We start from the raw sequence: 23510 nt of genomic DNA, 5'->3' as shown, positions 1-23510 counted from the left end.
TTTTAAACTCTTCACTACTGTATTAGTGAGGAGTTTTTCGCTTAAAAAGCGTGTCTACTGCGTTGAATGAAAAGTAAAGTTAATATACAGAATATAGCGTAAGTATTAAAATGATAATTGATAAAACACATGAACATGTTTAGGAGGAAATCTTGTGAATTACAATTTTGATGAAATCATTGATCGTCGTTATACAAATGCAATGAATGTGGAAGGCTATAAAGGCTATCTTTTTAGTGATGCAGATACGTCAGATTTAAAAGATAATGATGAACTGATTCGTATGTGGGTAGCAGATATGGACTTTGGTACACCAGAAGTCGTATTAAATGCGATTCGTGAACGTTTAAATAAGAAAATTTTAGGTTACACAAACGTTTTCGGTTCTGAATATTATGAAGCTTTTGTATCTTGGACAAAGAAACGTTATGGTTTCACTTTCCCTCAAGAGCATCTTGTATTCTCTCATGGCATTGTGGCTGGGTTAATTGAACTTGTAGGTTATATTTGTGATAAGGATGATAAAGCATTAATTTTTACGCCGAGTTATGGTCCATTTAAAATGGCATGTGATAAAAATCATATTTCAACAGTATATTCTCCACTAATCAGTCATCATGGATATTATGAGATTGATTTTGACGATGTACGTAAAAAAGTAGAAACAGAAAATATTAAATTATGCATTTTTGCGAATCCACATAATCCAACGGGACGTGTCTGGTCAGAAGAAGAGTTAGCCACATTAGGTCAAATTATGAAAGAGAATGATGTATGGCTCATTTCAGATGAAATCCATTGTGATATCAAACGTTCAGGTCAATCACATATGCCATTTGCCAAAGCTGTCTCAGATTACGACAAAATCATCACAACTATGTCTCAAAGTAAAGCTTTCAACATTGCAGGTTTGATGTTTTCAAATATCATTATTCAAAATGAATCGCTTCTAAAAACTTGGAATACACATCACTTTGGTACGGAAAATCCTCTAAGTGTAGTTGCCACGCAAGCTGCTTATGAAAAAGGCGAAGATTGGTTACAAGCAATGAATCATTATTTAGACGATAACTTTAACTATTTAGCAGATTTCCTAGAAAAAGAACTACCACATGCAGAATTTAAAATTCCAGAGGCGACGTATTTAGCTTGGGTAGATTTAAGCTATTATATTAAAGAAAAAGATATTGATGAATCAATGGCGAAATTCTTTATTAAAAATGCTGGTGTTATCATTGAAGGCGCAGAGCAATTTGTTCATAACGCAGAGGGTCATATTAGAATTAATATTGCAGTTCCTAGAGAAGTAATGAAAAAGGGACTACAAAAAATAAAAGCGGCTTTAGTCTAAATAGAGGAAAAATATCATGGCTATTATTGAATCCTCACACATAGGTCATACACCATTTCAACAATTATTAGGTCATCATGAGGACATTATGAAGACGTGGACCGCATTGAGTGACACACTAGAAAATACTAGTGCGTTAAACGCAGAACTCAAAGAAGAGATACGCCGTATGCTAGCTCAGAAAAATGGTTGCCAATATTGTAAAGCAAAAGGCAAGCCTACCGGGAGTCTAACAGATGAAAAATCAGCAATATGTATAGGATTTACAGAAGTCTATATCAAACTGGGAGATCAAATACCTACAACGTACACAGAGATCTTAAAGTCTCATTTATCAGATAAAGAAATTATCGAACTTATTACATTCATTACATTTACAAATGCACAACAACAATTTGGTGCGATAATGAAATTACAACCCTAAATAAAAGGACTCTAGCTTAGGTTAGAGTCCTTTAATAATTTTCATTTAAAATAACATTCCCCAAATCGTCTGCAAGGTGTGGTTTTCGATAATAATAAATAAACCAAGTCCAATATAGACCACCGCCATAATCCAACGGCTGAACTTCTCTACTGTTTCTCCGATTTCAGGAATAGATGCAAGCTTCTGTGCAGTAAACACTAAGACATAGATTAAAATTAAAAAGACGATTAGTGTCACAATGAGTTCAGAGACACTTAATGTGACAAAGTAAGGGACAAATAATCCGATGTTATCTGCTCCGCAACTTGCGATCGTCACTAACGCCACCGTGCCAATTAGTTTAGTTAATCCGTGTTTGTCTAGTTCTTGTTTCGCTCTTTTTTCTCCTTCACAATCATCAAAAATAGCTACTTTTAATCCTAAATAGATAGGAATAAGACCAAGTAATCCTAAAATCCATTTTTCAGGCACATAATTTAAGACAAAGGCAAAGAATAAACTTACGACAATCAATGTCACAGATCCTACATATTGACCAATATAAATATTTCTATATTCTTTTTTTGTCTGTGCTCGCGCGAAAAAAATAAGCAAAATAACAAGTAAGTCGACTGCAGTTGCGATATACAATATCGCAGCAGTAATGATAGTTTGAATCATAGTTTAACTGTCCTTTTAAAAGTGATATTGAATAAAGTATAACGTACTTCAAATAAGAATTATATAGATTTTATTTTAAAATTTTCACCAAATTTTTAATGTCTACTTGCATGGAAAAAATAAAAAACAATAAATACTAAATAATTTGAAAATTTAAAATATAAGATGTAAAATAAATATAAAGAGATAAGAAAGCGCTTACAAATATCTCTTTATAATAAAATGATAAAAGTTCTCTTACGGAAGGAGGCGTTCATTCATGAGTGAATCATATGATTTGATTGTGATTGGTGCAGGACCTGGAGGGTATGTATCAGCCATTCGTGCCGCACAATTGGGTAAAAAGGTGGCAGTCATCGAAAAATTCAATGCTGGAGGCACTTGTTTAAATGTGGGTTGCATTCCATCTAAAACATTATTAGAACACGGGGAAAAAGCACATAGCATTCAAGTTGCTAATGACTGGGGAATGACGACGAAAGAATTAAATATCGATTTTCCTAAATTTGTACAACGTAAAAAGAAAGTCGTACAAACACTTACGGGTGGCGTTAAACAGTTACTAAAGAAAAATAAAGTAGCTTATATTGAGGGAGAAGCAAGTATTTCAAAAGACTTAAACGTAAAAGTAAATAATGAAACGTATCAAGGTAAAGATATTATTTTAGCGACAGGTAGTAAACCATTTGTACCACCTATTGAAGGATTAGATAACGTCGATTATGAAACAACAGATACATTTTTCGATTTAAAACAACTACCTAAACAGTTAGCAGTGATTGGCGGTGGTGTCATCGCAACAGAACTCGCTTCATCAATGGCTGATCTTGGCGTGAAAGTAACCATTGTTGAAGTGGCAGATGATATTTTACTTACTGAAATTGATGATACACGTGAGTTATTAAAAGCTCATTTAGAAAATCAAGGTATTAACATTATTACAAAGGCGAAAATTAAAACAGTAGATAAAACTAAAATTGTACTCGATGGTCAAGATGACGTCAGCTTCGACACGTTACTTGTCGCGACAGGTAGACAACCGAATACACAAGTGGCTAAAGATTTAAATTTAGAGATGGATGGCAAGTTCTTTAAAGTGGATGACCATTATCAAACAAGTCAAAAACATGTCTATGCGATTGGTGATTTAGTCAAAGGTTATCAACTTGCACATGCTGCAAGTGCACATGGTATTCATGTAGCAGAAACACTTGCTGGAGAACACCCACCACTTGTTCGTCAAGAGAACATTACACGTTGTATTTATACACGACTTGAAGCGGCATCCATTGGCTTATCAGAAGAGCAAGCCAAAGAAGCGGGATATGATGTGAAAGTCACACAATCAGCGTTTCAAGGTAATGCGAAGGCGCTCATTAAAGGGGAAAATGAAGGAATTATAAAATTAGTTATTGATCAAATATATGGGGAAATACTCGGCGCCTTTATTGTAGGACCTCATGCGACAGACTTAATTGGCGAAGTCCTAGGAGTAAAAGCGTCAGAAGGTACCATCTATGAATTATCCGAAATAATTCAACCACATCCAGCATTATTAGAAGCGATTGGCGAAGGTGCGGATGCATACTTTGGTTCTGCAATTCACATGTAGTTATTACACTTACGCCCTATGAAAGATAGGAGGAATTGACAATGAAAATGGAAAAAGAACAAGCACGTTGGATTTATAAAACGATGAATGAAATTCGATTTTTTGAAGAGAAGGTACACAAAATTTTTAGTGATGGTCAAATCCCAGGATTTGTACATTTATATGTCGGTGAAGAAGCCGTTGCCACAGGTGTCATGTCACAACTAACTGACGATGATTATATTACAAGTACACACCGTGGTCATGGACATGCTATCGCAAAAGGGTGTGATTTAAACGGTATGATGGCAGAAATCATGGGTAAACGTGATGGTTTAGGACACGGTAAAGGTGGCTCAATGCACGTAGCCGAAATTGACAAAGGGATGCTTGGTGCGAACGGTATCGTAGGCGGAGGCTTTGGTCTTGCGATTGGTGCAAGTATTTCAATTATCAATCAAGGTAAAGACAATGTTGCCGTATGCTTCTTTGGTGATGGTGCCGCAAATGAAGGCACATTCCACGAAGGTTTAAACTTCGCTTCAATTTTAAACTTACCAGTTATCTTTGTTTGTGAAAATAACCAATTCGCTGAAGGTACGACACACGACTATGCAAGTGCATCTGAAACGATTGCTGAACGTGCTGCAGCTTATAATATGCCAGGCGTACGTGTAGATGGCATGGATGTCTTAGAGGTTTATAAAGCAACACAAGAAGCAGTAGACCGCGCTAAAAAAGGGGAAGGGCCTACATTAATCGAATGTGATACGTATCGTAAATATGGTCACTTTGAAGGTGACGAACAAAAAGTTAAATCACCAGATGATCGTAATGCAGATAAAAATGCCACTGTAGAATTCAGAAAACAAGCGATTGAAGAAGGTTGGTTAACTGAAGAAGAAGCAGATGATATTGAAAATACAGCTGAACAAGCCGTAGAAGATGCTGTGAAATTTGCGGACGAAAGTGAATTACCAGATGAAGATTCACTATACAAAGATGTTTTTGCATAACAAACCTTTAAAGCACTAAAACGAAGAAATAGATAAGAACGAACCTAACCAGACGAGGAGGTTTTTACGATGAGTGAAGAACGTAAACTAACATTTATGGGCGCGATTAATGAAGCGATTGATCAATCTATGGAGAAAGATGAAAATGTCATCTTAATTGGTACAGACGTTTCAGGTGGCGCAAAAGTAGAACATATTCAAGACGACGATACATTTGGTGGCGTATTCGGTGTTACAAAAGGACTGGCTAAAAAATATAGTCGTAAACGAGTGATTGATACACCTATTTCTGAACATATTACATTAAGTGCAGCTGTAGGATCAGCAGCTACCGGATTACGTCCCATCGCAGAACTCATGTTTAACGATTTTATTGGCTTTGGTTTAGACCCAATTTTAAACCAAGGTGCAAAAATGAGATATATGTTTGGTGGTAAAGCTAAAATTCCATTAGTGGTACGTACCGTTCATGGCGCTGGCGCAAGTGCGGCAGCACAACACTCTCAATCTCTATATAATATGTTCGCAACAATTCCAGGTGTTAAAGTAGTTGTACCATCAAATCCATATGATGCAAAAGGATTATTAATGTCAGCGATTCAAGACGATAACTTAGTTGTCTTTTCAGAAGATAAAACATTACTTGGTCAAAAAAGTAATGTCCCTGAAGAACCTTATACGATTGAGATTGGTAAAGCCAATGTTACACGAGAAGGTGATGATTTAACTATTGTCGCAATTGGTAAAATGGTTGCAGTAGCTGAAGAAACAGCTGACCGACTTGAAGAAGATAACGTTTCAGTAGAAGTCATTGATTTACGTTCAGTGTCTCCATGGGATCAAGATACAGTGTTAGAATCAGTGAAAAAAACAGGTCGCTTAATTGTTATTGATGAATCAAGTCCACAATGTAACATTGCTGGCGACGTCGCTTCTGTCATCGGTGATATTGGATTCGATTATTTAGACGGTCCAATCAAAAAAGTAACAGCACCAGATACACCAGTACCATTTGCATCAAACTTAGAAGCGGCATATATTCCAAATGCAGATAAAGTATTAGACGTAGCATCTGAATTAGTTGATGACTTAAAAAAGGCTAACGCGTAGGGAGGTGTATCACAATGAGTGAAAATATTATTATGCCAAAGCTTGGTATGACAATGAAAGAAGGTACTGTAGAAGAGTGGTTTAAATCAGAAGGCGATACAGTAGAAGAAGGCGAAAGCATTGTCACAATTAGCTCTGAAAAATTAACAAACGATGTCGAAGCACCTACAAGTGGAACATTACTAAAAATCAAAGTACAAGCAGGCGAAGATGCAAAAGTAAAAGCAGTGCTTGGTATCATCGGAGAAGAAGGCGAAGACGTAGGAAGCGATGACGATGATTCTGAAGAAACTACCCAAGAGAATAAAGATAACGACACAACTTCTGAAGATCAACAAGCTTCTTCAAATGAAGAACAATCTGATAAAAAAGATACAGAAAAAGAAGCGAAGCCTGAACAACGTGACCGTATCTTTATTTCTCCGTTAGCACGTAATATGGCTGAAGATAAGGAACTTGATATCACAAGAATCAAAGGTACAGGTGGAAATGATCGTATTACAAAATTAGATATTCAACGTGTAGACTCAGAAGGTTATGATTACGAAGGTGAAGCGGGTACGTCTAACGAAAGCGCATCTTCAACGGCACAAAACGTCGATGTGTCTAGTATTGGTGAAGGTCTAAATCCAATGCGTCAACGTATTGCTCAAAATATGCGTCAAAGTCTTAATAATACTGCTCAATTAACATTACATCGCAAAGTCAACGCAGATCGCTTATTAGACTTTAAAGCTCGATTATCTGAAGAATTAAAAGATGCAGATCAAGATGTAAAATTGACAGTCACAGCTTTATTAGCTAAAGCAGTAGTCCTAGCACTTAAAGAATATGGCGCAATGAACGCTCGTTATGAAAACGGTGAATTAACAGAATACGAAGATGTACATTTAGGTATTGCGACATCACTTGAAGATGGTCTTATGGTGCCAGTCATTGACAATGCAGATACTAAAAGTATTGGCACTTTAGCAAAAGAAATTAAAACATCAGCTGAAGCAGTACGTGAGGGAAATACAAGTGACGTTCAACTTAGTGGCGCTACATTTACAATTACGAATATGGGTGCAAGTGGTATCGAATACTTCACACCAATTTTAAATTTAGGTGAAACAGGTATCTTAGGTGTCGGTGCTCTAGCTAAAGAACTTGTTCTTGAAGGAGATAATGTAAAACAAATCTCTCGTATCCCATTAAGTTTAACATTCGATCATCAAATCTTAGATGGCGCAGGCGCAGCTGATTTCTTAAAAGTACTTGCTAAATATATTGAAAATCCATATCTATTGATGTTATAAACATGAAATATCAAATTAATGAATAACCCCCAATTTTGGGGGTTATTGTATTATGTAAGCTAACAACAAATATAATAGAGGAGTGATTCATTATGTCAGAAAACCAAAATCAAGGTTGTATAAAATGTGGTCATACAGAAATAGAAGAAGGAACGTTATCAGCAACAGGATCAGGATTGTCTAAATTTTTAGATGTACAACATAATAATTTTAAGACGATAACTTGTAAAAATTGTGGATATACCGAATTTTATAAACAAGATAGAAACAGAAGTAGAGATTTTATTGATTTGTTCTTTGGAGGATAGGTCAAAAGAATAGAACAACAGTAACCCTTGTGGTTGCTGTTTTTTAATCTTTAGGTAAGACTTCAGGTTGTGTGAAGTTAGACTTTCGGGTGTCTAAAAGTTGTAAAACTATTTGATATATTGACTTGATATTTATGGAATTTTAAGTCATTGTATAAGTGTAGGTTAAATAACCTATAATTTAATAATCTCTGCTAGGGGTGCTTTATATTGCTGAAAGGAACATCATGTTCCAACCCTTTGAACCTGATCTAGTTAATACTAGCGTAGGGAAGCCAGTGAGTCACTTTACAATAACATATGGATGTTTTCATAAATTGATGAAAAGGTCAATTTAACTATTAATCATTTTCTTCATTATGATGCTTACATATATTTTCGTATATATTCACTTATTCTTATGCATTCAGTATTAAGCTGAATGCTTTTTTTATGAATCATATAATCAGTGATATTTAGACCCTTCTAGTATTTAGGAGGCAATGTCAATGGAGCAAGAAAAAATCAATTTTAAAAGAACTTTTCCAGCAAGTAAACGTATTTTTAAAAAAGGCGAGGGTAATGATAGTGATATCTTTGTACCATTTCGAGAAATTGAACTTTCTGACACCCAATTAGAACAACGTAGTTTTCAAAATGAACCTGTCGTAGTGTACGATACAGCAGGTCCTTATCATGATGACAGTTATGAGGTTGATATCAATCACGGACTTCCAAAGGTTCGCGATGCATGGATTGAAGCACGTGAAGACGTTGAATATTATGAAGGTCGTCGTATTCAATCGATTGATAATGGTTTTTCAAAAGAAGGCCATAAAAATTATGTAGCTCATCCATTTGAATATCAACCAAGACGTGGCAGTAAAGATACCCCAGTTACGCAAATGTACTACGCTAAACATGGGATTATCACTAAAGAAATGAAATTTGTAGCAATTAGGGAACAAGTGGAACCAGAATTTGTAAGGGAAGAAATTTCGAGAGGACGCGCGATTATCCCTAATAATATCAATCATCCTGAATCTGAACCAATGATTATTGGTAAAAACTTCTCAGTAAAAATCAACGCAAACATTGGTAACTCTATTGTGTCATCATCTATTGAAGCAGAAATTGAAAAATTAGTTTGGGCCACACATTGGGGTGCAGATACGATTATGGATTTATCTACAGGAAAAAATATCCATACCACTCGTGAGTATCTCTTACGTAACTCACCTGTACCAGTAGGAACAGTGCCAATCTATCAAGCGTTAGAAAAAGTAAATGGGGTAGCAGAAGATTTAACATGGGAAGCGTATAGAGATACATTAATTGAACAAGCTGAACAAGGGGTCGATTATTTTACTATTCACGCAGGATTACGTCTTCATTATATTCCATTAACTGTTGATCGTTTGACTGGGATTGTTTCTCGTGGTGGCTCAATTATTGCACAATGGTGTCTTGCACATCACGAAGAAAGCTTTTTATATACACACTTCGATGAGATTTGTGAAATTTTAAGTAAGTATGATGTTGCTATTTCTCTAGGAGATGGTTTGCGTCCTGGTTCAATTTATGACGCTAACGATGAAAGTCAATTTGCGGAGTTGAAAACTTTAGGTGAGTTAACGGATATTGCTTGGAAATATAATGTGCAAGTTATGATTGAAGGTCCAGGGCATATTCCAATGCATAAAATTAAAGAAAACCAAGATTTAGCAGATTTCTATTGTAAAGAAGCACCATTTTATACATTAGGACCTCTTGTAACAGACATCGCACCAGCATATGACCATATTACGTCTGCCATTGGTGCTGCTCAAATTGCGAGCCATGGTACGGCAATGTTATGTTACGTGACACCTAAAGAACATTTAGGTTTACCAAATAAAGATGACGTACGTGAAGGTGTCGTCACTTATAAAATTGCTGCACATGCAGCAGATTTATCTAAAGGCTTACCAGGGGCAACAGAACGCGACGATGCAATTAGTAAAGCACGCTTTGAGTTTCGTTGGATTGATCAATTCAACCTTGCATTAGATCCTGATCGAGCAAGAGAATTTCACGATGAAACATTACCCGCAGAATCAGCGAAAATTGCACATTTCTGTAGTATGTGTGGACCAAAATTCTGTTCAATGCGCTTATCACATGATATTCGCGATTCCTACAAAGAACAACTTGAAGGCATGAAAAAGAAAGCCGAAGAATTTAGAGAAGGCGACAATACAATATATCATTAATGATAATGGTAAAGAGGTAGTGATATAAAATGGCTACCTTTTTTCAAAAAATTCTCCTAGATATACCCATTTCGTCTAACTACTGATACGATAGTGTTATACATATTTCCAGGGTAATATTGCTAGGAGGGTTTAGCATGGATAATCATGCAGAATTTAAAAAAGGAATTTTATTTGCGTTAGGGGCGCATTTATTATGGGGAATTCTACCTATTTATTGGAGATTCATTTACGGTATTAGCGCATTTGAAATTTTAGCGTATCGCATTATCCTTGCGATGGTTTTTATGATTCTAATGATTTTTGTATTAAAAAAATCACAAGCGCTTAAACATGATATCAATCAACTCGTAGCACATCCGATTCAACTGGTTGCGATTATCATTGCAGGTTATGTGATTACGATTAACTGGGGCACGTTTATTTGGGCAGTGTCTAATGGTCATGTGCTACAAACCAGTTTAGGTTATTACATTAATCCATTGGTGAGTGTCTTACTCGCATTTATTTTCTTAAAAGAGCGTTTCAATACATTTGAAACGTTAGCGATTGTATCAGCCGCAATTGGCGTCATTTACATGACAATGAAGATAGGAGAATTTCCAATTATTTCTTTAATGTTGGCATTCTCATTTGGAATTTATGGTTTACTAAAAAAATTGGTACGTGTTGAAGCGATGAGTGGGATTGCGATTGAATGTATTGTGACAGCACCAGCAGGACTGATTTATATCATTTATTTATGGCAAGCACACCAATCATCAGTCGGTTTGAATATGAGTACATTTTTACTCTTATTCTCTGGAGCGGTGACAGCTGTACCACTTATTTTATTCTCAGCGGGTGCTCGTCGCATTCCACTATCACTGACAGGATTTATTCAATACGTCAGTCCAACGATTATCTTTTTACTAGGGATTTTCGTATTTAAAGAGAAATTCGATATCCACCAATTCATTACATTTATCTTTATTTGGATTGGTATTGCGCTTTATAGTATCTCTCAATATATTAAAATGAAACGTAGTCCTAGACCAGAATAAAAAACAAGCCACCCCTCACTACTTAATGAGTGAAGGGTGGCTCTATTTATCATCTATAAAAATTATTTAAATTAGCCTAAAGAACCGTTACCAGTTTGGTTTTCATTTTTAAAATTTTTATAAAAAACGCCAGCAAATACTGCTACGATAGCAATAATGCCAATATATTCAGAAATTTTACGTCCTGGTGATTTATATCCAGCCATAATATGACCTCCATTTGTTAAGTTTTACGTAGTTAAAGCGTATAGTAAAGTATTCCCGTTTTTATAAAAAAAAAACATGTCCATCGTTAATTTTGATAAAGGTATTGTGGAGTGAACAAGATACATAGCTACACCAATGATCTTTATTATAGACAATACCTCCTTTACATCTAAGAAGTCTGCATATATCCATGCTACATATTTTTTATTATTTACATTTCTAGCAATTGATACCATGTCATGATGTTTTTTAATGTTTCATAGGAATACTACTGATATAGAAAGAAGTACCGTTAATAGAATGAAGCAGAAGTATGACAAATAAACATAGGCATTATCTATTAAGTTTCTTCGCAAAGTAAGCAAAATAACTCATCATTATAGCGAAAATGACGGATGAAATGAAACAACGCACAATACCTAAATCTAATTTTAATAGTCGTTGTGCTAAGTAAAAGATTATAAAATAAACGATAAAAAAATATAGGAAATAACGTATTGTTTTCATTAGTAATCTCCTTATCAATTAAAATATGTATGATTTAAGGCTAACATGTATTAAATATAAATTAAAAATAATGAAAGAATAAAAAAGCAGAGTAATATTATAAGTATTATATAATTAATTAGTCTTTCAATTAATTATTTTTAAATAAAATTATATTTTAATTTATAAAAATTTGAATATTTAAGTGTAATATTATATATTCAAGGTGGAAGTTCATTATAATTCTATAAGAGGAGTGATCCATAATGAAGAAATTTGCAAAAGCAATGGTCGTTGGTGGTATTACTTTAGGAACAGTATTAGGGTTTAATGTAACTGAGCATAACGGTGTATCAAATGAAGCACATGCACAAACACAAACGTCACAAGGTTATCATTATCATTATCAAGGTTATACAAAATCAGGTGGCGAATTCGTATTAAATCACACGTTCTATAATGCGTTAAAAGCTGGAAATGTGACATTTAACGGAATTAAAGTGAATGATCAGTATCAAAACGGTACATCAACAACAACGAAGTATGACCAAACATTTAATCAAGTCAAAGGCAACACAGCAGCAATGGTTGACTTTAACGTCGCACCTAAAACAGTAAGCTTAGAACAAGTGAAAGACGTTTACGGAGATCATTATCAATATCAACCATCACTGACTGAGAAACAAACAGATAAAACAAATGGACTATACGGTTACACAGTAGGCAAAGGTCATATTACATTCCATGTTACGGATGGCTACGTGGATCATGTTACTGTGTCATAATAGAAGATATAAAAGAGCAGCACCTCATTGTGAGGTGCTGTTTTTTTGTTAATCGAGTGTATTGATTAATGTCATAATGAAAGTCAATATACAAGCAATGATAATGACTAACTTTCCTTTTTCTGTTTTCTCATATCCATGTTGGTATTCTCGTAAAACAAATAACTATGAAATGATAACTAGCAATCCTAGAACAATACTAATAAATTTCATGTAATAATCTCCTTGTACATCTAGAATTCTTGTTTCAAACATAACGTGATTTAAAATAACAATCAACTATCATTTTCGTGCAATTACAATGATGATAAGGTATATTAAAAGGCTTTACGGTTATTTATTATAGCTGAAGTCTTAAAAGTATATTTAAAATTTAAATTATGTTTGTGAAAAAGTTTTGCTGGAAAAGGAGGCTTAATTTTGAAATTTGCTTTATATTTCGTATATTTCTTTGTTTCTTTTTTTATTTTAAATTTGCTACTTGATTGAGTGATATCCATCCTTGATTTTGATGTATATCCAAGTCTTATTTCTACATTGTTTTTTGCAATATTTATGACTCTATTTATTTATGTTTTAAAAGGAAATAAAAGTAAAAAATAAAATGCACATTTATGACAAGAAGATTTGTTTTGTGTTGAGAAGAACCCTTAATTAAACTTGCAGACAAATGTCAGCATAGCAAGAGTTATGAGGCCGACCATTCGATAAGTTTAAGGATTTTTAAGGATTCTGAGGATCAGCGTCAATAAAGCAATTGGAATAAAGCATAAATTTTGAAATAATATAAATATCAAGAGGTGATTTATTATTCAAAATAACAGAATTGATATTAATAAGCTCAGCACATTTCATCGTATTTCGTTTGTTATGAATATTTTCTTTTTAATTTTTATGGCTCCAATTTATAGTCTGGATAATGTCTACTTATCAGTTGCTTGGACTATTTTGGGTTTAATAAATGGTGTTTATTTATTAGTTAAACAAAGACATGGAAATACTAATAATCGTATGTGATGTACTGATAAAAAGAGCCTAAACACAGGCTCTTTTTTATTTTGAGCATTTTTCACATAAAACGTTTTGATTTTTAGCCCAACTTTTTAGATTTGTTACGCCATTAAGATTTTTTGAATTTGTGTGTATTGTTATATTTTCGTTTTTGTCGATTTCTCTTTCACAATGACTGCATTTTAATTTTTCAAGAAACATAAAATGACCTCACTTTTTGTGATTTTGTATTCTTTTGTTTGTATTTAATTCATTAAATTTGAAAGCATATCAGCTACATATGTTTCAGTAAATGCTGCTAATATAACCAATGGTAAACAGACGAATAAATATGCTTTTAATAAATTAAATAAACTTGTTTTGAAAGAGTAGTTTTGTTTTTTTTCTTTTCTGAATAGATTGGTTATTTTTCTTATAATTGATTTATTTAGCATATAAAGACCACTAGTAAATATACAAAAACTCATCATTTCCAAAGTGTAATGGGGTATATAAGCGATTAAGCTAGTTAGACCTTTGTAAGTGTCAAAATGTATGAAAAAACCAAATAGTATTCCAGGAATAATAAGCGATACTATCAAGTTTAAAGTATATAAAAATGGTATGGGTATTAACGCTAACAAAAGCATTTGTATTGGAACATGAAAGCCATTATTTTGTATAAAAACCCAAACTTTTTTTAGACCTTGTGTTTTACTAACGCTTTCAGGTGAATTGGATCCTAATTGTTTTATAAATTCTTCTGAAGGATGAAAAAATAAAGCGATTGGAATTGTCATTAGTAGTAGAATTGTTGATAGTATAAAGAAATTTAATGCTCTTTTAAAATAATTTTGATCTTTAATATTTAGCATAATTAACCCTTTCTTTTTTGTTTTTTGAAACGAGTATCATGAGTTTCTTCCTGTCCCGATAATTAATAACTTTATAATAGAAAGTACTATATATTGAAGTGTATTTTATTTAAAAGTTCTATAAACATTTAAAGTACTGACATCTATCTTTTAATATTTGATATAACTCATTTTTACATAGCTCCTGTTTTTAAACAATACTGACAAATGAGTCATATTTTAAATTTTATAATTCTATTTATATTAATATGTTCGTAGATGACAAAAATTTCAGTATTAACAAATATTAACGCTATTGATATAAATATAGTGTAATTGAATTTTGAAAACATTTTTATAGTACTCGTTGATATTGTAAATGTATGAAAACAAGAACAACCACAGTTTCCTAATTATACCTCCGGAAGCTATGGACCTAAAGAAAGTGAAAAATTACTTAGTGAAGACGGATTGAATTGGTGGAATAATTTGTAATATAAAAGACTTAAAGTTGTCGTCTTTTGAATGAGTAGTTAATCATTGATTAATATGCAATAATCAATGTTGTAAAGATTATAAAGGGAGGATACTTAATGGATTTTATTAATATTACAGGTGCTTCACAAAATAACTTGAAAAACATAGATGTAAATATTCCAAAACACTTAGTTACCGTATTTACAGGACGTTCTGGTTCAGGGAAATCATCTTTAGTGTTTAATACTATTGCTGCGGAATCTGAACAGCTACTAAATGAAAGTTATTCCAGTTATATCCAATTTCATTTAAATCAACAACCCAGACCGAAAGTAAAAAAAATTAAAAATCTTCCTGTAGCAATGACGATTAATCAGAAAAGATTCAATGGAAATTCTCGCTCTACGGTAGGAACAGTTTCGGATATATATGCCTCCGTTAGATTACTGTGGTCTAGAATAGGCGAACCGTTTGTTGGCTATTCAGATGCATATTCCTTCAATAGTCCTAAGGGCATGTGTAAAACTTGTGAAGGATTAGGATATATTGAAGACATTAACTTAGATGAATTGCTAGATTGGGATAAGTCTTTAAATGAAGGTGCAATAGACTTTCCTTCTTTTGGACCAGATAAAGAGCGTGGTAAAGCCTATCGAGATAGTGGTTTATTTGATAATAATAAAAAATTAAAAGACTATACAAAAGATGAATTAGAATTATTTTTATATCAAGAGCCAATGACGTTAAAAAATCCTCCTAAAGAATGGAGAAAGTCAGCTAAATATGTAGGTCTAATACCTAGATTCAGTAGAATATTTTTAGGCGATAAAGAATTTAATAAGAAACGCTACGCCAAACATCTTAAAAATGTAGTAAATAATAAAATATGTCCCACATGTAAAGGTCAACGTTTAAACTCGAAAATATTAAGTTCTAAAATTATGAGTAAAAATATTTCTGATTTCACACAAATGACGATTAAGGAAAATTTAGAGTTTCTTAATAAATTAGAGGATCCAACAGCTAAATATATTATTGATCCTCTCAAAAAGCAGTTAGAAGCATTAGAATATATTGGATTAAGTTATTTAACGCTTAATCGTGTCACAACGACATTATCAGGCGGTGAAGCGCAACGCCTTAAATTAATACGTCATTTAAATAGTTCTTTATCGGATTTAGTTTACATTATAGATGAACCAAGTGTTGGTTTGCATCCGGAAGATATAGCTAAAATCAATGAAATTTTAAAATCTTTAAAAGACAAAGGCAATACTGTGTTAATTGTTGAACATGATCCCGATGTTATTAAAGAAGGAGACTATATCATAGATATGGGACCAGGTTCAGGAAAAAATGGTGGTGAAATCACATTTGAAGGAACATATAATGAATTACTATCTTCAAATACTTCGACAGGTAACGCATTACGTAACAAACATAATTTAAAAGAGAATATTCGTGAAGCGAACCATTTTTATAATATCGGTCCTGTGACACAAAACAATTTAAATAACGTAAAAACGTCTATACCTAAACACGTATTAACAGTCTTAACGGGCGTTGCTGGTTCAGGTAAGAGTACCCTTGTTAAAGCAGGTTTTGAAAATAATGACCATACCATCTTTATTGATCAAAAAGCAGTTCAAGGATCTAATAGATCTAATCTATTAACGTATTTAGGTGTTTTTGATAGTGTAAGAAGCTTTTTCAGTAAAGAAACAGGCTTAAATAAAGCTATGTTTAGTTATAACTCAAAAGGTGCTTGTCCAAATTGTGGTGGAAAGGGCTATATTAAAACGGAACTTGCTTTTATGGGTGATTTTTCACAGACATGTGAAGTTTGTCATGGTAAACGTTATAAACAAGAAGTATTAGATGCTACCATAGATGGGTATTCAATCGCCGATGTTCTCGATTTGACGGTTGACGAAGGTATTATTTTCTTTGATAAAAAGAATGATATTAAGTCAAAATTACAATCTGTAAGTAAAACAGGTTTGAATTATATGTCACTTGGACAACCTTTATCCACTTTGTCTGGTGGAGAGATTCAACGCGTGAAACTAGCACAACATTTAGATGAAGAGATAAAAAATAGTATTTTTATTTTTGACGAACCAACCACAGGCCTACATGAATCGGATATCCCTATATTGATGGAGTGTTTTGATGATTTAATTGATCAAAACAATACAGTTATTTTGATTGAACATAATTTATCGATTATGTGTGAAGCAGATTGGATCATCGATGTCGGTCCAGGCCCTGGGTTGGATGGCGGAAAGGTCCAATTTAGTGGAACACCTAAAAACTTTATTGATAGTTCAGAAACATTGACATCTAAACACTTGAAACGCTATATCAATCAGTAGAAATAGAAGAGTTGGATGCGTTTATATTTATTATATTCATTCAACTCTTTTCTTATCATAGATTCTTTCAATATAGAAATATTGAAAGAATTGTCTATCCAGTAGTTCCACCAAAAGTTGAGTATAAGTTAACAAACATAGAAAAACACTCGATAAAGTAGTTTATGCAATTTGTGATTGGGGGATGAATTTCTGGAAGAAATTTCTAAATAGAAAAATGTTAAAATTTAAATATATAGGTAAAAGACGCCTCAACTTTGAACGAGTTATTCAAAATAAGGCGTCTTCATCTATATGTTATTGTGATTTTAAAATAACTTTAATAGTATTATCTTTTTTCTGGTCAAAGATATCATAAGCTTCTTTTACATCTTCTAACGGTATAGTATGAGTGATAATTTCTGTTGTATCATTTACTTCACATACTTCCATATTTTTATATCCTTGATAAGTAACTGCTTTCATACAATCATCCTCTGTTAGCCAATATGCTCCTGTTATTAAAATACAAACTCAAACGAGTAAATTAAGTAATTATTATTTTGTGTTAAATATACATAATTTACATATAAATCATGTGAATTTATTGAATATAATCATCTTTTTTTAAAAATAGTATCTATAACAAAAGGAGGATATTCTCTATTCATTCATCATCAATTTTATTTTCTTATATGGCCTCACTATCTCAGAATATCAATGTAACTCATTTTTCTATTATTTACCCCAAAAATAAAGCTTAAAAGTGGATATATTAATATTACTCCAACAATGATTTCGAACCATATAGAAGAATTTGAAAAAATACAAGGAAAGAGAAAAACAGAAAATAATACATAATTTAACTTATCGGAAGTAGATATGCTTGTATATTCACAGATGGTATAATAATAAAGTCGCCTATCTCTCAGGTGTCAAATTTAGACGCAGAGAGGAGGTGTTATTCATGCTAGAAATTCTTGTTCACATCACGACCACAATCATCAGTGGTTGTATTGTTGCGTTATTTACGCATTGGCTACGTAATCACAACGATAAATAGGCGACTTTAGCCACACCTAAAAAATCCCCTCACTATTGCCGTAGTGAGGGGATTGGTGTATTCACACTAGAATTCTTGTTAGTTACATTATAACACTGGTTAGTAGAGGAATGCAAAATAGTTTATTGATTACTAACTAGTGAGTGATCTTTAATAAAGATACTATTTCACTAGAGGGAATGCCTATCTTAAACATTATAAAAGATTTATGGAGTTGAAGAACAAAATTGGAGATATTAAATATATTATCTTTTTGATATGTAGGTTTTTCTGATAGTGGAAAATAATGAGAATAATAATGTCTATAATCCTTCAAATAATCATGTAACTTTTCGTCATAATTAACAATGCTTTTTAAATAATTTTGTAACTCGTTATCTAATGAGTGAAATAAATCTTTATATCTATCTATTAAAATGATTTGCTGATTTGATACGAGTCTTCTATGCAAACCTTCATTTATTTTTAATAAGTCAACTAGATAATGTTCAATAAATTTTGGTGTATACATTAACTTAATATAATTTGAAAATATATCTTGAAACGAATCATGATTATTATAAAAAAAAGAATAAATATTTGATAAATATTTATTAAGGAAATCTTTTGTAACGTACGTAATTTTTGTTTTATGGTGCTCCTTAAAATTGAATGGTAAATCTACAAAAACCCTAAAAGCTTCTTTTTTAGAATACAATATGATACTTTCAATTTTATGTTTTTCATTAGTTATAAAGCTAAAAATGTAAGCGATATTAAGGGCATCTGAAATACATTTATCACTAGTTAAATTGTTTTTATACTCAAATTTTAGTGAATTTTCATATTGAAAGGTGATTTCGTTAAATCTAGTTCTTTTACGATTTATTTTACAAGCTGAAGAAAGACGAACTTCATTCAATGAAATTATTTCTTTCTTTAGATTAGCTTTATCGATAGAAATAGTATATTCATTATTTGTTTGATCCCTTTTAATATCAAATGGTATGTGATTTATATTTTCTTTTAGACCACTAAATTTAACATTTATGCTATCAAAAGTTTTAGGAATCTCTGTATGAGAAATAGATACCCAAATTTGAGTGAATAAATACTCATATTCGTTACTTCCTGGAAAATTTATAGTATGCCTCGATAAAATGCCGTTTCTAAGATACAATGTTTCTCCTTTTGCAGTAATAAATTGGCATTGGTTTATTCTTTCTTCATAATCCATATCAGTATTAAATAATAATTGATAATTACTACCATCACTTTTTAAAATTCCAGCTTCCTTAAAATCAGATATAATTAATGTTCCAGATATTTCAAAAGTATCAGTATTACTAATGTTTTTTAATTTCATTAATAAACTCCTTGCTTACCAATATAAAATAGTATTTATATTATATCATTTAATTTCAGAGTGTATGTGCTTTTAGAGCACACCCTAATCATACAAAATAAGTTATTGAATTTATAGTAACTTAAACGTATGATTAGGGTGTATATTAATTGTAGGGTGAAGATGAATGATTATAGGTTATGCAAGAGTATCTTCGATAGATCAGAATTTAGAGAGACAGCTAGATAATTTGAAAACATTTGGTGTAGAGAAAATATTTACAGAGAAACAATCGGGAAAGTCAGTAGAAAATAGACCTGTATTTCAAAAAGCACTTAACTTTGTAAGAATGGGCGATAGATTTGTAGTAGAATCGATTGATCGTTTAGGTCGTAATTATGATGAGGTGATTAACACAGTTAATTATTTAAAAGATAAAGAAGTTCAATTGATGATTACTAGTTTACCTATGATGAATGAAGTCATTGGCAATCCTTTATTAGATAAGTTTATGAAAGATTTAATCATACAAATATTAGCGATGGTTTCAGAACAAGAACGAAATGAAAGTAAACGTAGACAAAAACAAGGAATTAAAGTAGCGAAAGAAAAAGGTGTATATAAAGGTCGGCCTTTATTATATTCTCCCAACGCTAAAGATCCTCAAAAACGTATTATTTATCATAGAGTTGTAGAAATGTTAGAAGAAGGACAAGCAATTAGTAAAATTGCAAAAGAAGTTAATATTACCAGACAAACAGTTTATAGAATTAAACATGATAAAGGATTATCTTGATAAATTGGTTGACAATGCAAATGAACGTATATTATAGCCACCCAAATCGCTATAATATACGATTGCACTAAGTGTTTAGTTATTGTATAAGAAAAAGAGTGCAAATTCACACTTTTATATTTATTGATAATTTTACTGACTAAAATTCAAAATTAACAGTTAATTTTATAACCCTTTTAAACTATTGTTCTAAAACTTAAATCTACGATATAAAAATTAATCTATTTCATTTTGTCATATTCAATATAAACACTTCCTTAAAAAGCTTTAGATTTTGTTAATTCTTCTACTTTTTTACTTAAAACCATTTAACTCATCACTTCTTCTTATAATAAAACTATGCATTAAGATAAAATTATCATTTAGTTAACATCCCAAAATTATAAACTTTCATTTCAATTTTGCTTTCTAATTTAGAAAAACTATTTTTAAAATCATCTAAACCATTTATGTTATAGTTATCAACCATTTTATAAATTTGATAAAATCCCGCATCCCATCTATTTAAGTCCCATTCTGGATGTTCTTGGTTTGCGATTGAACGATATTTAAACGATTGTTCTAATAAATAAACAGCTTGATTATAAACATCTTGAGATTCTTTGCTTAATTCAATATCTTTAATTTTGTTATAGACAAAGCGCTCTTTATTTGTAAACCTTAAATTTTCTTCAATTTCATTTAAATAATGATGTTGTGCTAGTTTTTTTATGTCTTTATAGCTCATAAAAAACCATTCGTTTTTGATGTCAAATAGTTCGTTGTAATATTCTATATTGGAAAGGGAACTTTGATAGCTAGCACCTATATGGAACAGGGAATAGATTAAGCAATCATTTACGAACTCTTCCCAAACTTCATCTTCTATAATTTCAAAAGAAGGTTTTTTGAAATTTTCCATATCATTAATCCAAGAATGTTTAACCGATTTTCTTGATGCGAACGTTACAACAACTCGGTCAATATTCTCAGGTGTAACCGTGACACCATGTGCCATATATGCAGATCCACTTAAAATAAATACATCTCTTTGGGATTTATATACATTATTTGCGACTGTAACCATATATCCTATTGAATTAGATAGCAGTGTTCCACCTGAACCTTTACCTTCATTAACTTTAAAAATAGAACTAAATTGAGGATATGGCTTTTCTTTAAAGTCTTTTCTTCCTTTATTAGGTTCACGTAACCACTCTGATAGAAATTCGCTTTGAGGCACTAATGGAATAGTTTTATTCCTTAAATAGTTGATTCCATCTTCATCAGATTCTTCAACTGTAAAATTAAACTCTTTCATATAATTTTCTTCAATTTCATCTCGTAGTCTATAAACTCCAAATGTTATAGGCCATGAATCACTAACATCAGAAAATTCACTAGCATTAAATAAAATTCCTTTTTCAAATTTAAATTGTGAAAATAAAATATCTTCAAATTTCTCCCAATATTTCCCACCTGTTAAAAATTGCGTTTTACTAAAAAAAGCTATGTATACATTTGATAAATTAAAATCATCTTTTAATTTTAAGATGCGGTAAAAAAATTGAGCATATAACTGTTGTGAGGATTGCCCTAGCTTTTTGTTTTTCATTACTTTGTTCATTTCAGTTTTGGCTATATTTTTTTTGGAAGTTCCTTTAGCTCCAGCATCATTTGCGGTACCATATGGAGGGTTTGCAAAAAATATTATCGGTTTGTCATTCTTTAAATCATTAAATAATTCTGTAGGCATTTTTATTTGATTAGATGCTGTTTTAGGAGTTATATAAATATCATCATTTAAGAAATCGTATTGAAAACTTACCGAATCTTTATTATAGTTACTTCCTATATCTAATTCTTCTTGATGGATTGTTGAACTATATAATTTACTAAATTGATAATCACGCGTTAAGTTTTTAGCACCTGCTGCACAGTCCCACACAACAAATTTGTTTTTCCATTCCTTACCAATCACATCACTTATAATAGTATGAGCTCTGTTTGCCCAAATTGTAGGTGTCCAAAAATCACCCGAAAATCTTCTCGTTGTTTCTTCTATAAGTTGATCAGCAATTGATCTTAAAATATCTTGTTCTTCGATTGTATATTTACGCTCATATCTTGAAAAGAAAGCGCTAAAAGCATTTGTGTCTACCTTTATTTGTCTACCATTTGGTAAATGTAATGTATTTTTCATTGTAGGTATAGGATATAAATTTTTATCCCCTAAAATAGATTGAATGAAAATAGTTACTAATAAATGTGGCTCTTTGTTTGGATCCAAACCTAACTTTACTTTACGTTGTTCAGAGAAAATCATTCTTATAAATTCATCAAATACGATTCTAATATTAGCTTCATTAGCTTTTATTTTGTCATTTTTTCCATCATTGGCTACTAAACTGTCGATTGCATTTAAAACTTCATTAATATTGAAACCAGGAGTATTGATATTGAAAACAAAAGAAGATAAGTTAGGATCATTATTTAACTTATTTAATAACTCAATATTTTTTTTAGGCGCATCGCTTGGTGCTATATCCCAATCATAATCTTCGTTCAAGTAATTAAATAAAACAGGTGCATAAACAATGAACATTTCCTCTTCGTCGCCACTAAAAATCACATTTGGCAACTCTTCACCGTTTTGTTTAAACCTTTTAAGATAATAAACGACTTGAGCAATTATTCTCGCTCGAGTAGATATATTAACAAGGTCAGTTCCCTTTTTGAATTCCATTAGCATCCTTAAAACTAGAACAAGATCACCAGAACGTAAATAACCATCACTACTGTATGGTCTATTCATTTCAGCGTTCTGAATACCATCAACATATCTCTTCTGAAAGATACGTTTGTAAGCTTGTTCTACGTCAGATTCATCCTTTGCAGATTTTAGCGATTTCAAAAATTCTCTATTATTTTCATTAGTGATTTTATTAATGTTTCTACTAGATTTCTTTTTTATGTACATTACACTACCTCCATATCTTTTAAGACTCTTTAAATTTAATATTATCATTATTTTTAATATGCATAGATTACTATTATCAACTATAAGTCAAGTCCAGACTCCTGTGTAAAATGCTATACAATGTTTTTACCATTTCTACTTATCAAAATTGATGTATTTTCTTGAAGAATAAATCCATTC

At 31.9% G+C, this 23510-nt stretch carries 18 protein-coding genes, 1 pseudogene and 1 riboswitch; of the genes and pseudogenes, 13 read left to right on the top strand and 6 right to left on the bottom strand.

The features are described from left to right. Positions 1-154 precede the first annotated feature (154 nt). Positions 155-1351 carry a 3M3SH-releasing C-S lyase gene (locus BDW25_RS05875; RefSeq protein ID WP_133945118.1) on the top strand — a complete coding sequence of 399 codons (1197 nt, stop codon included), beginning with the start codon at positions 155-157 and terminating at the stop codon, positions 1349-1351. Between the two features lie 16 nt (positions 1352-1367). After that, on the top strand, positions 1368-1775 hold the full coding sequence (locus tag BDW25_RS05870) for a carboxymuconolactone decarboxylase family protein (RefSeq protein ID WP_133945116.1): 408 nt from the start codon (positions 1368-1370) through the stop codon (positions 1773-1775). Between the two features lie 45 nt (positions 1776-1820). On the opposite strand, the gene BDW25_RS05865 is transcribed toward BDW25_RS05870, so the two are convergent. Next, positions 1821-2438 carry a CadD family cadmium resistance transporter gene (locus tag BDW25_RS05865; RefSeq protein ID WP_002449206.1) on the bottom strand — a complete coding sequence of 206 codons (618 nt, stop codon included), beginning with the start codon at positions 2436-2438 and terminating at the stop codon, positions 1821-1823. A gap of 259 nt (positions 2439-2697) precedes the next feature. Here BDW25_RS05865 and lpdA point away from each other — a divergent pair, with 259 nt between their 5' ends. The 7 genes from lpdA to rarD all read left to right on the top strand — a co-directional run bounded on the left by lpdA (position 2698) and on the right by rarD (position 11035). After that, positions 2698-4050 carry a dihydrolipoyl dehydrogenase gene (gene lpdA, locus BDW25_RS05860; protein ID WP_049437667.1) on the top strand — a complete coding sequence of 451 codons (1353 nt, stop codon included), beginning with the start codon at positions 2698-2700 and terminating at the stop codon, positions 4048-4050. A gap of 41 nt (positions 4051-4091) precedes the next feature. Further along, entirely contained in the window at positions 4092-5045 is a 954-nt protein-coding gene (locus BDW25_RS05855) for a thiamine pyrophosphate-dependent dehydrogenase E1 component subunit alpha (protein WP_002449327.1), read from the top strand. Positions 5046-5114: 69 nt separating this feature from the next. Then, the gene (locus BDW25_RS05850; protein WP_002454647.1) at positions 5115-6155 is read left to right on the top strand and encodes an alpha-ketoacid dehydrogenase subunit beta; all 1041 of its coding nucleotides are present in this window, start codon (positions 5115-5117) and stop codon (positions 6153-6155) included. A gap of 14 nt (positions 6156-6169) precedes the next feature. Beyond that, complete coding sequence (locus BDW25_RS05845; protein WP_049417467.1) at positions 6170-7453, top strand: dihydrolipoamide acetyltransferase family protein; 1284 nt, start codon at positions 6170-6172, stop codon at positions 7451-7453. A gap of 92 nt (positions 7454-7545) precedes the next feature. Continuing rightward, a complete protein-coding gene (locus BDW25_RS05840) occupies positions 7546-7761 on the top strand; it encodes a zinc ribbon domain-containing protein (protein ID WP_002449335.1) in 216 nt (71 codons plus the stop codon). A 186-nt stretch (positions 7762-7947) separates the two neighbouring features. Continuing rightward, positions 7948-8051, top strand: a riboswitch (TPP riboswitch). A gap of 198 nt (positions 8052-8249) precedes the next feature. Next, positions 8250-9992, top strand: a complete 1743-nt coding sequence (gene thiC, locus BDW25_RS05835) for a phosphomethylpyrimidine synthase ThiC (protein WP_133945114.1) — start codon at positions 8250-8252, stop codon at positions 9990-9992. A 137-nt stretch (positions 9993-10129) separates the two neighbouring features. Next, positions 10130-11035 (top strand): EamA family transporter RarD, encoded by a 906-nt coding sequence (gene rarD / locus BDW25_RS05830; protein WP_002454651.1) that lies wholly within the window; start codon positions 10130-10132, stop codon positions 11033-11035. A 71-nt stretch (positions 11036-11106) separates the two neighbouring features. On the opposite strand, the gene BDW25_RS11120 is transcribed toward rarD, so the two are convergent. Further along, entirely contained in the window at positions 11107-11241 is a 135-nt protein-coding gene (locus tag BDW25_RS11120; protein ID WP_002488448.1) for a hypothetical protein, read from the bottom strand. A gap of 753 nt (positions 11242-11994) precedes the next feature. On the opposite strand from BDW25_RS11120, the gene isaB reads away from it, so the two are divergent. After that, positions 11995-12513: an immunodominant staphylococcal antigen IsaB family protein gene (gene isaB / locus BDW25_RS05825; RefSeq protein ID WP_049437661.1), complete on the top strand. Its 519-nt coding sequence runs from the start codon at positions 11995-11997 to the stop codon at positions 12511-12513. A gap of 1256 nt (positions 12514-13769) precedes the next feature. On the opposite strand, the gene BDW25_RS05815 is transcribed toward isaB, so the two are convergent. Then, on the bottom strand, positions 13770-14378 hold the full coding sequence (locus BDW25_RS05815) for a stage II sporulation protein M (RefSeq protein WP_133945112.1): 609 nt from the start codon (positions 14376-14378) through the stop codon (positions 13770-13772). 572 nt (positions 14379-14950) lie between these two features. Between BDW25_RS05815 and BDW25_RS05805 the strand changes: the two genes are divergently transcribed. Continuing rightward, positions 14951-17209: an ATP-binding cassette domain-containing protein gene (locus BDW25_RS05805; RefSeq protein ID WP_049437657.1), complete on the top strand. Its 2259-nt coding sequence runs from the start codon at positions 14951-14953 to the stop codon at positions 17207-17209. Positions 17210-17506: 297 nt separating this feature from the next. Here BDW25_RS05805 and BDW25_RS05795 read toward each other — a convergent pair. Further along, positions 17507-17629: pseudogene (locus BDW25_RS05795) on the bottom strand (alcohol dehydrogenase); the annotation flags it as partial. Positions 17630-18155: 526 nt separating this feature from the next. Here BDW25_RS05795 and BDW25_RS05785 point away from each other — a divergent pair. Beyond that, on the top strand, positions 18156-18251 hold the full coding sequence (locus tag BDW25_RS05785) for a type I toxin-antitoxin system Fst family toxin (protein ID WP_133945110.1): 96 nt from the start codon (positions 18156-18158) through the stop codon (positions 18249-18251). A gap of 136 nt (positions 18252-18387) precedes the next feature. Here the strand turns inward: BDW25_RS05785 and BDW25_RS05780 are convergent, their stop codons facing one another. After that, a complete protein-coding gene (locus tag BDW25_RS05780; RefSeq protein WP_049437654.1) occupies positions 18388-19596 on the bottom strand; it encodes an ApeA N-terminal domain 1-containing protein in 1209 nt (402 codons plus the stop codon). A gap of 166 nt (positions 19597-19762) precedes the next feature. On the opposite strand from BDW25_RS05780, the gene BDW25_RS05775 reads away from it, so the two are divergent. After that, entirely contained in the window at positions 19763-20371 is a 609-nt protein-coding gene (locus tag BDW25_RS05775) for a recombinase family protein (RefSeq protein WP_133945108.1), read from the top strand. A 358-nt stretch (positions 20372-20729) separates the two neighbouring features. Here the strand turns inward: BDW25_RS05775 and BDW25_RS05770 are convergent, their stop codons facing one another. Further along, positions 20730-23330 carry a hypothetical protein gene (locus tag BDW25_RS05770; protein ID WP_133945106.1) on the bottom strand — a complete coding sequence of 867 codons (2601 nt, stop codon included), beginning with the start codon at positions 23328-23330 and terminating at the stop codon, positions 20730-20732. Positions 23331-23510: the final 180 nt, after the last annotated feature.

Origin of the sequence: Staphylococcus sp. AtDRG32 (genome assembly GCF_004365845.1) — a bacterium.
GTDB classification, from domain to species: domain Bacteria; phylum Bacillota; class Bacilli; order Staphylococcales; family Staphylococcaceae; genus Staphylococcus; species Staphylococcus hominis.
Note: the sequence above shows the minus strand (reverse complement) of the source record. Positions and strands in the feature narration are given on the sequence as shown.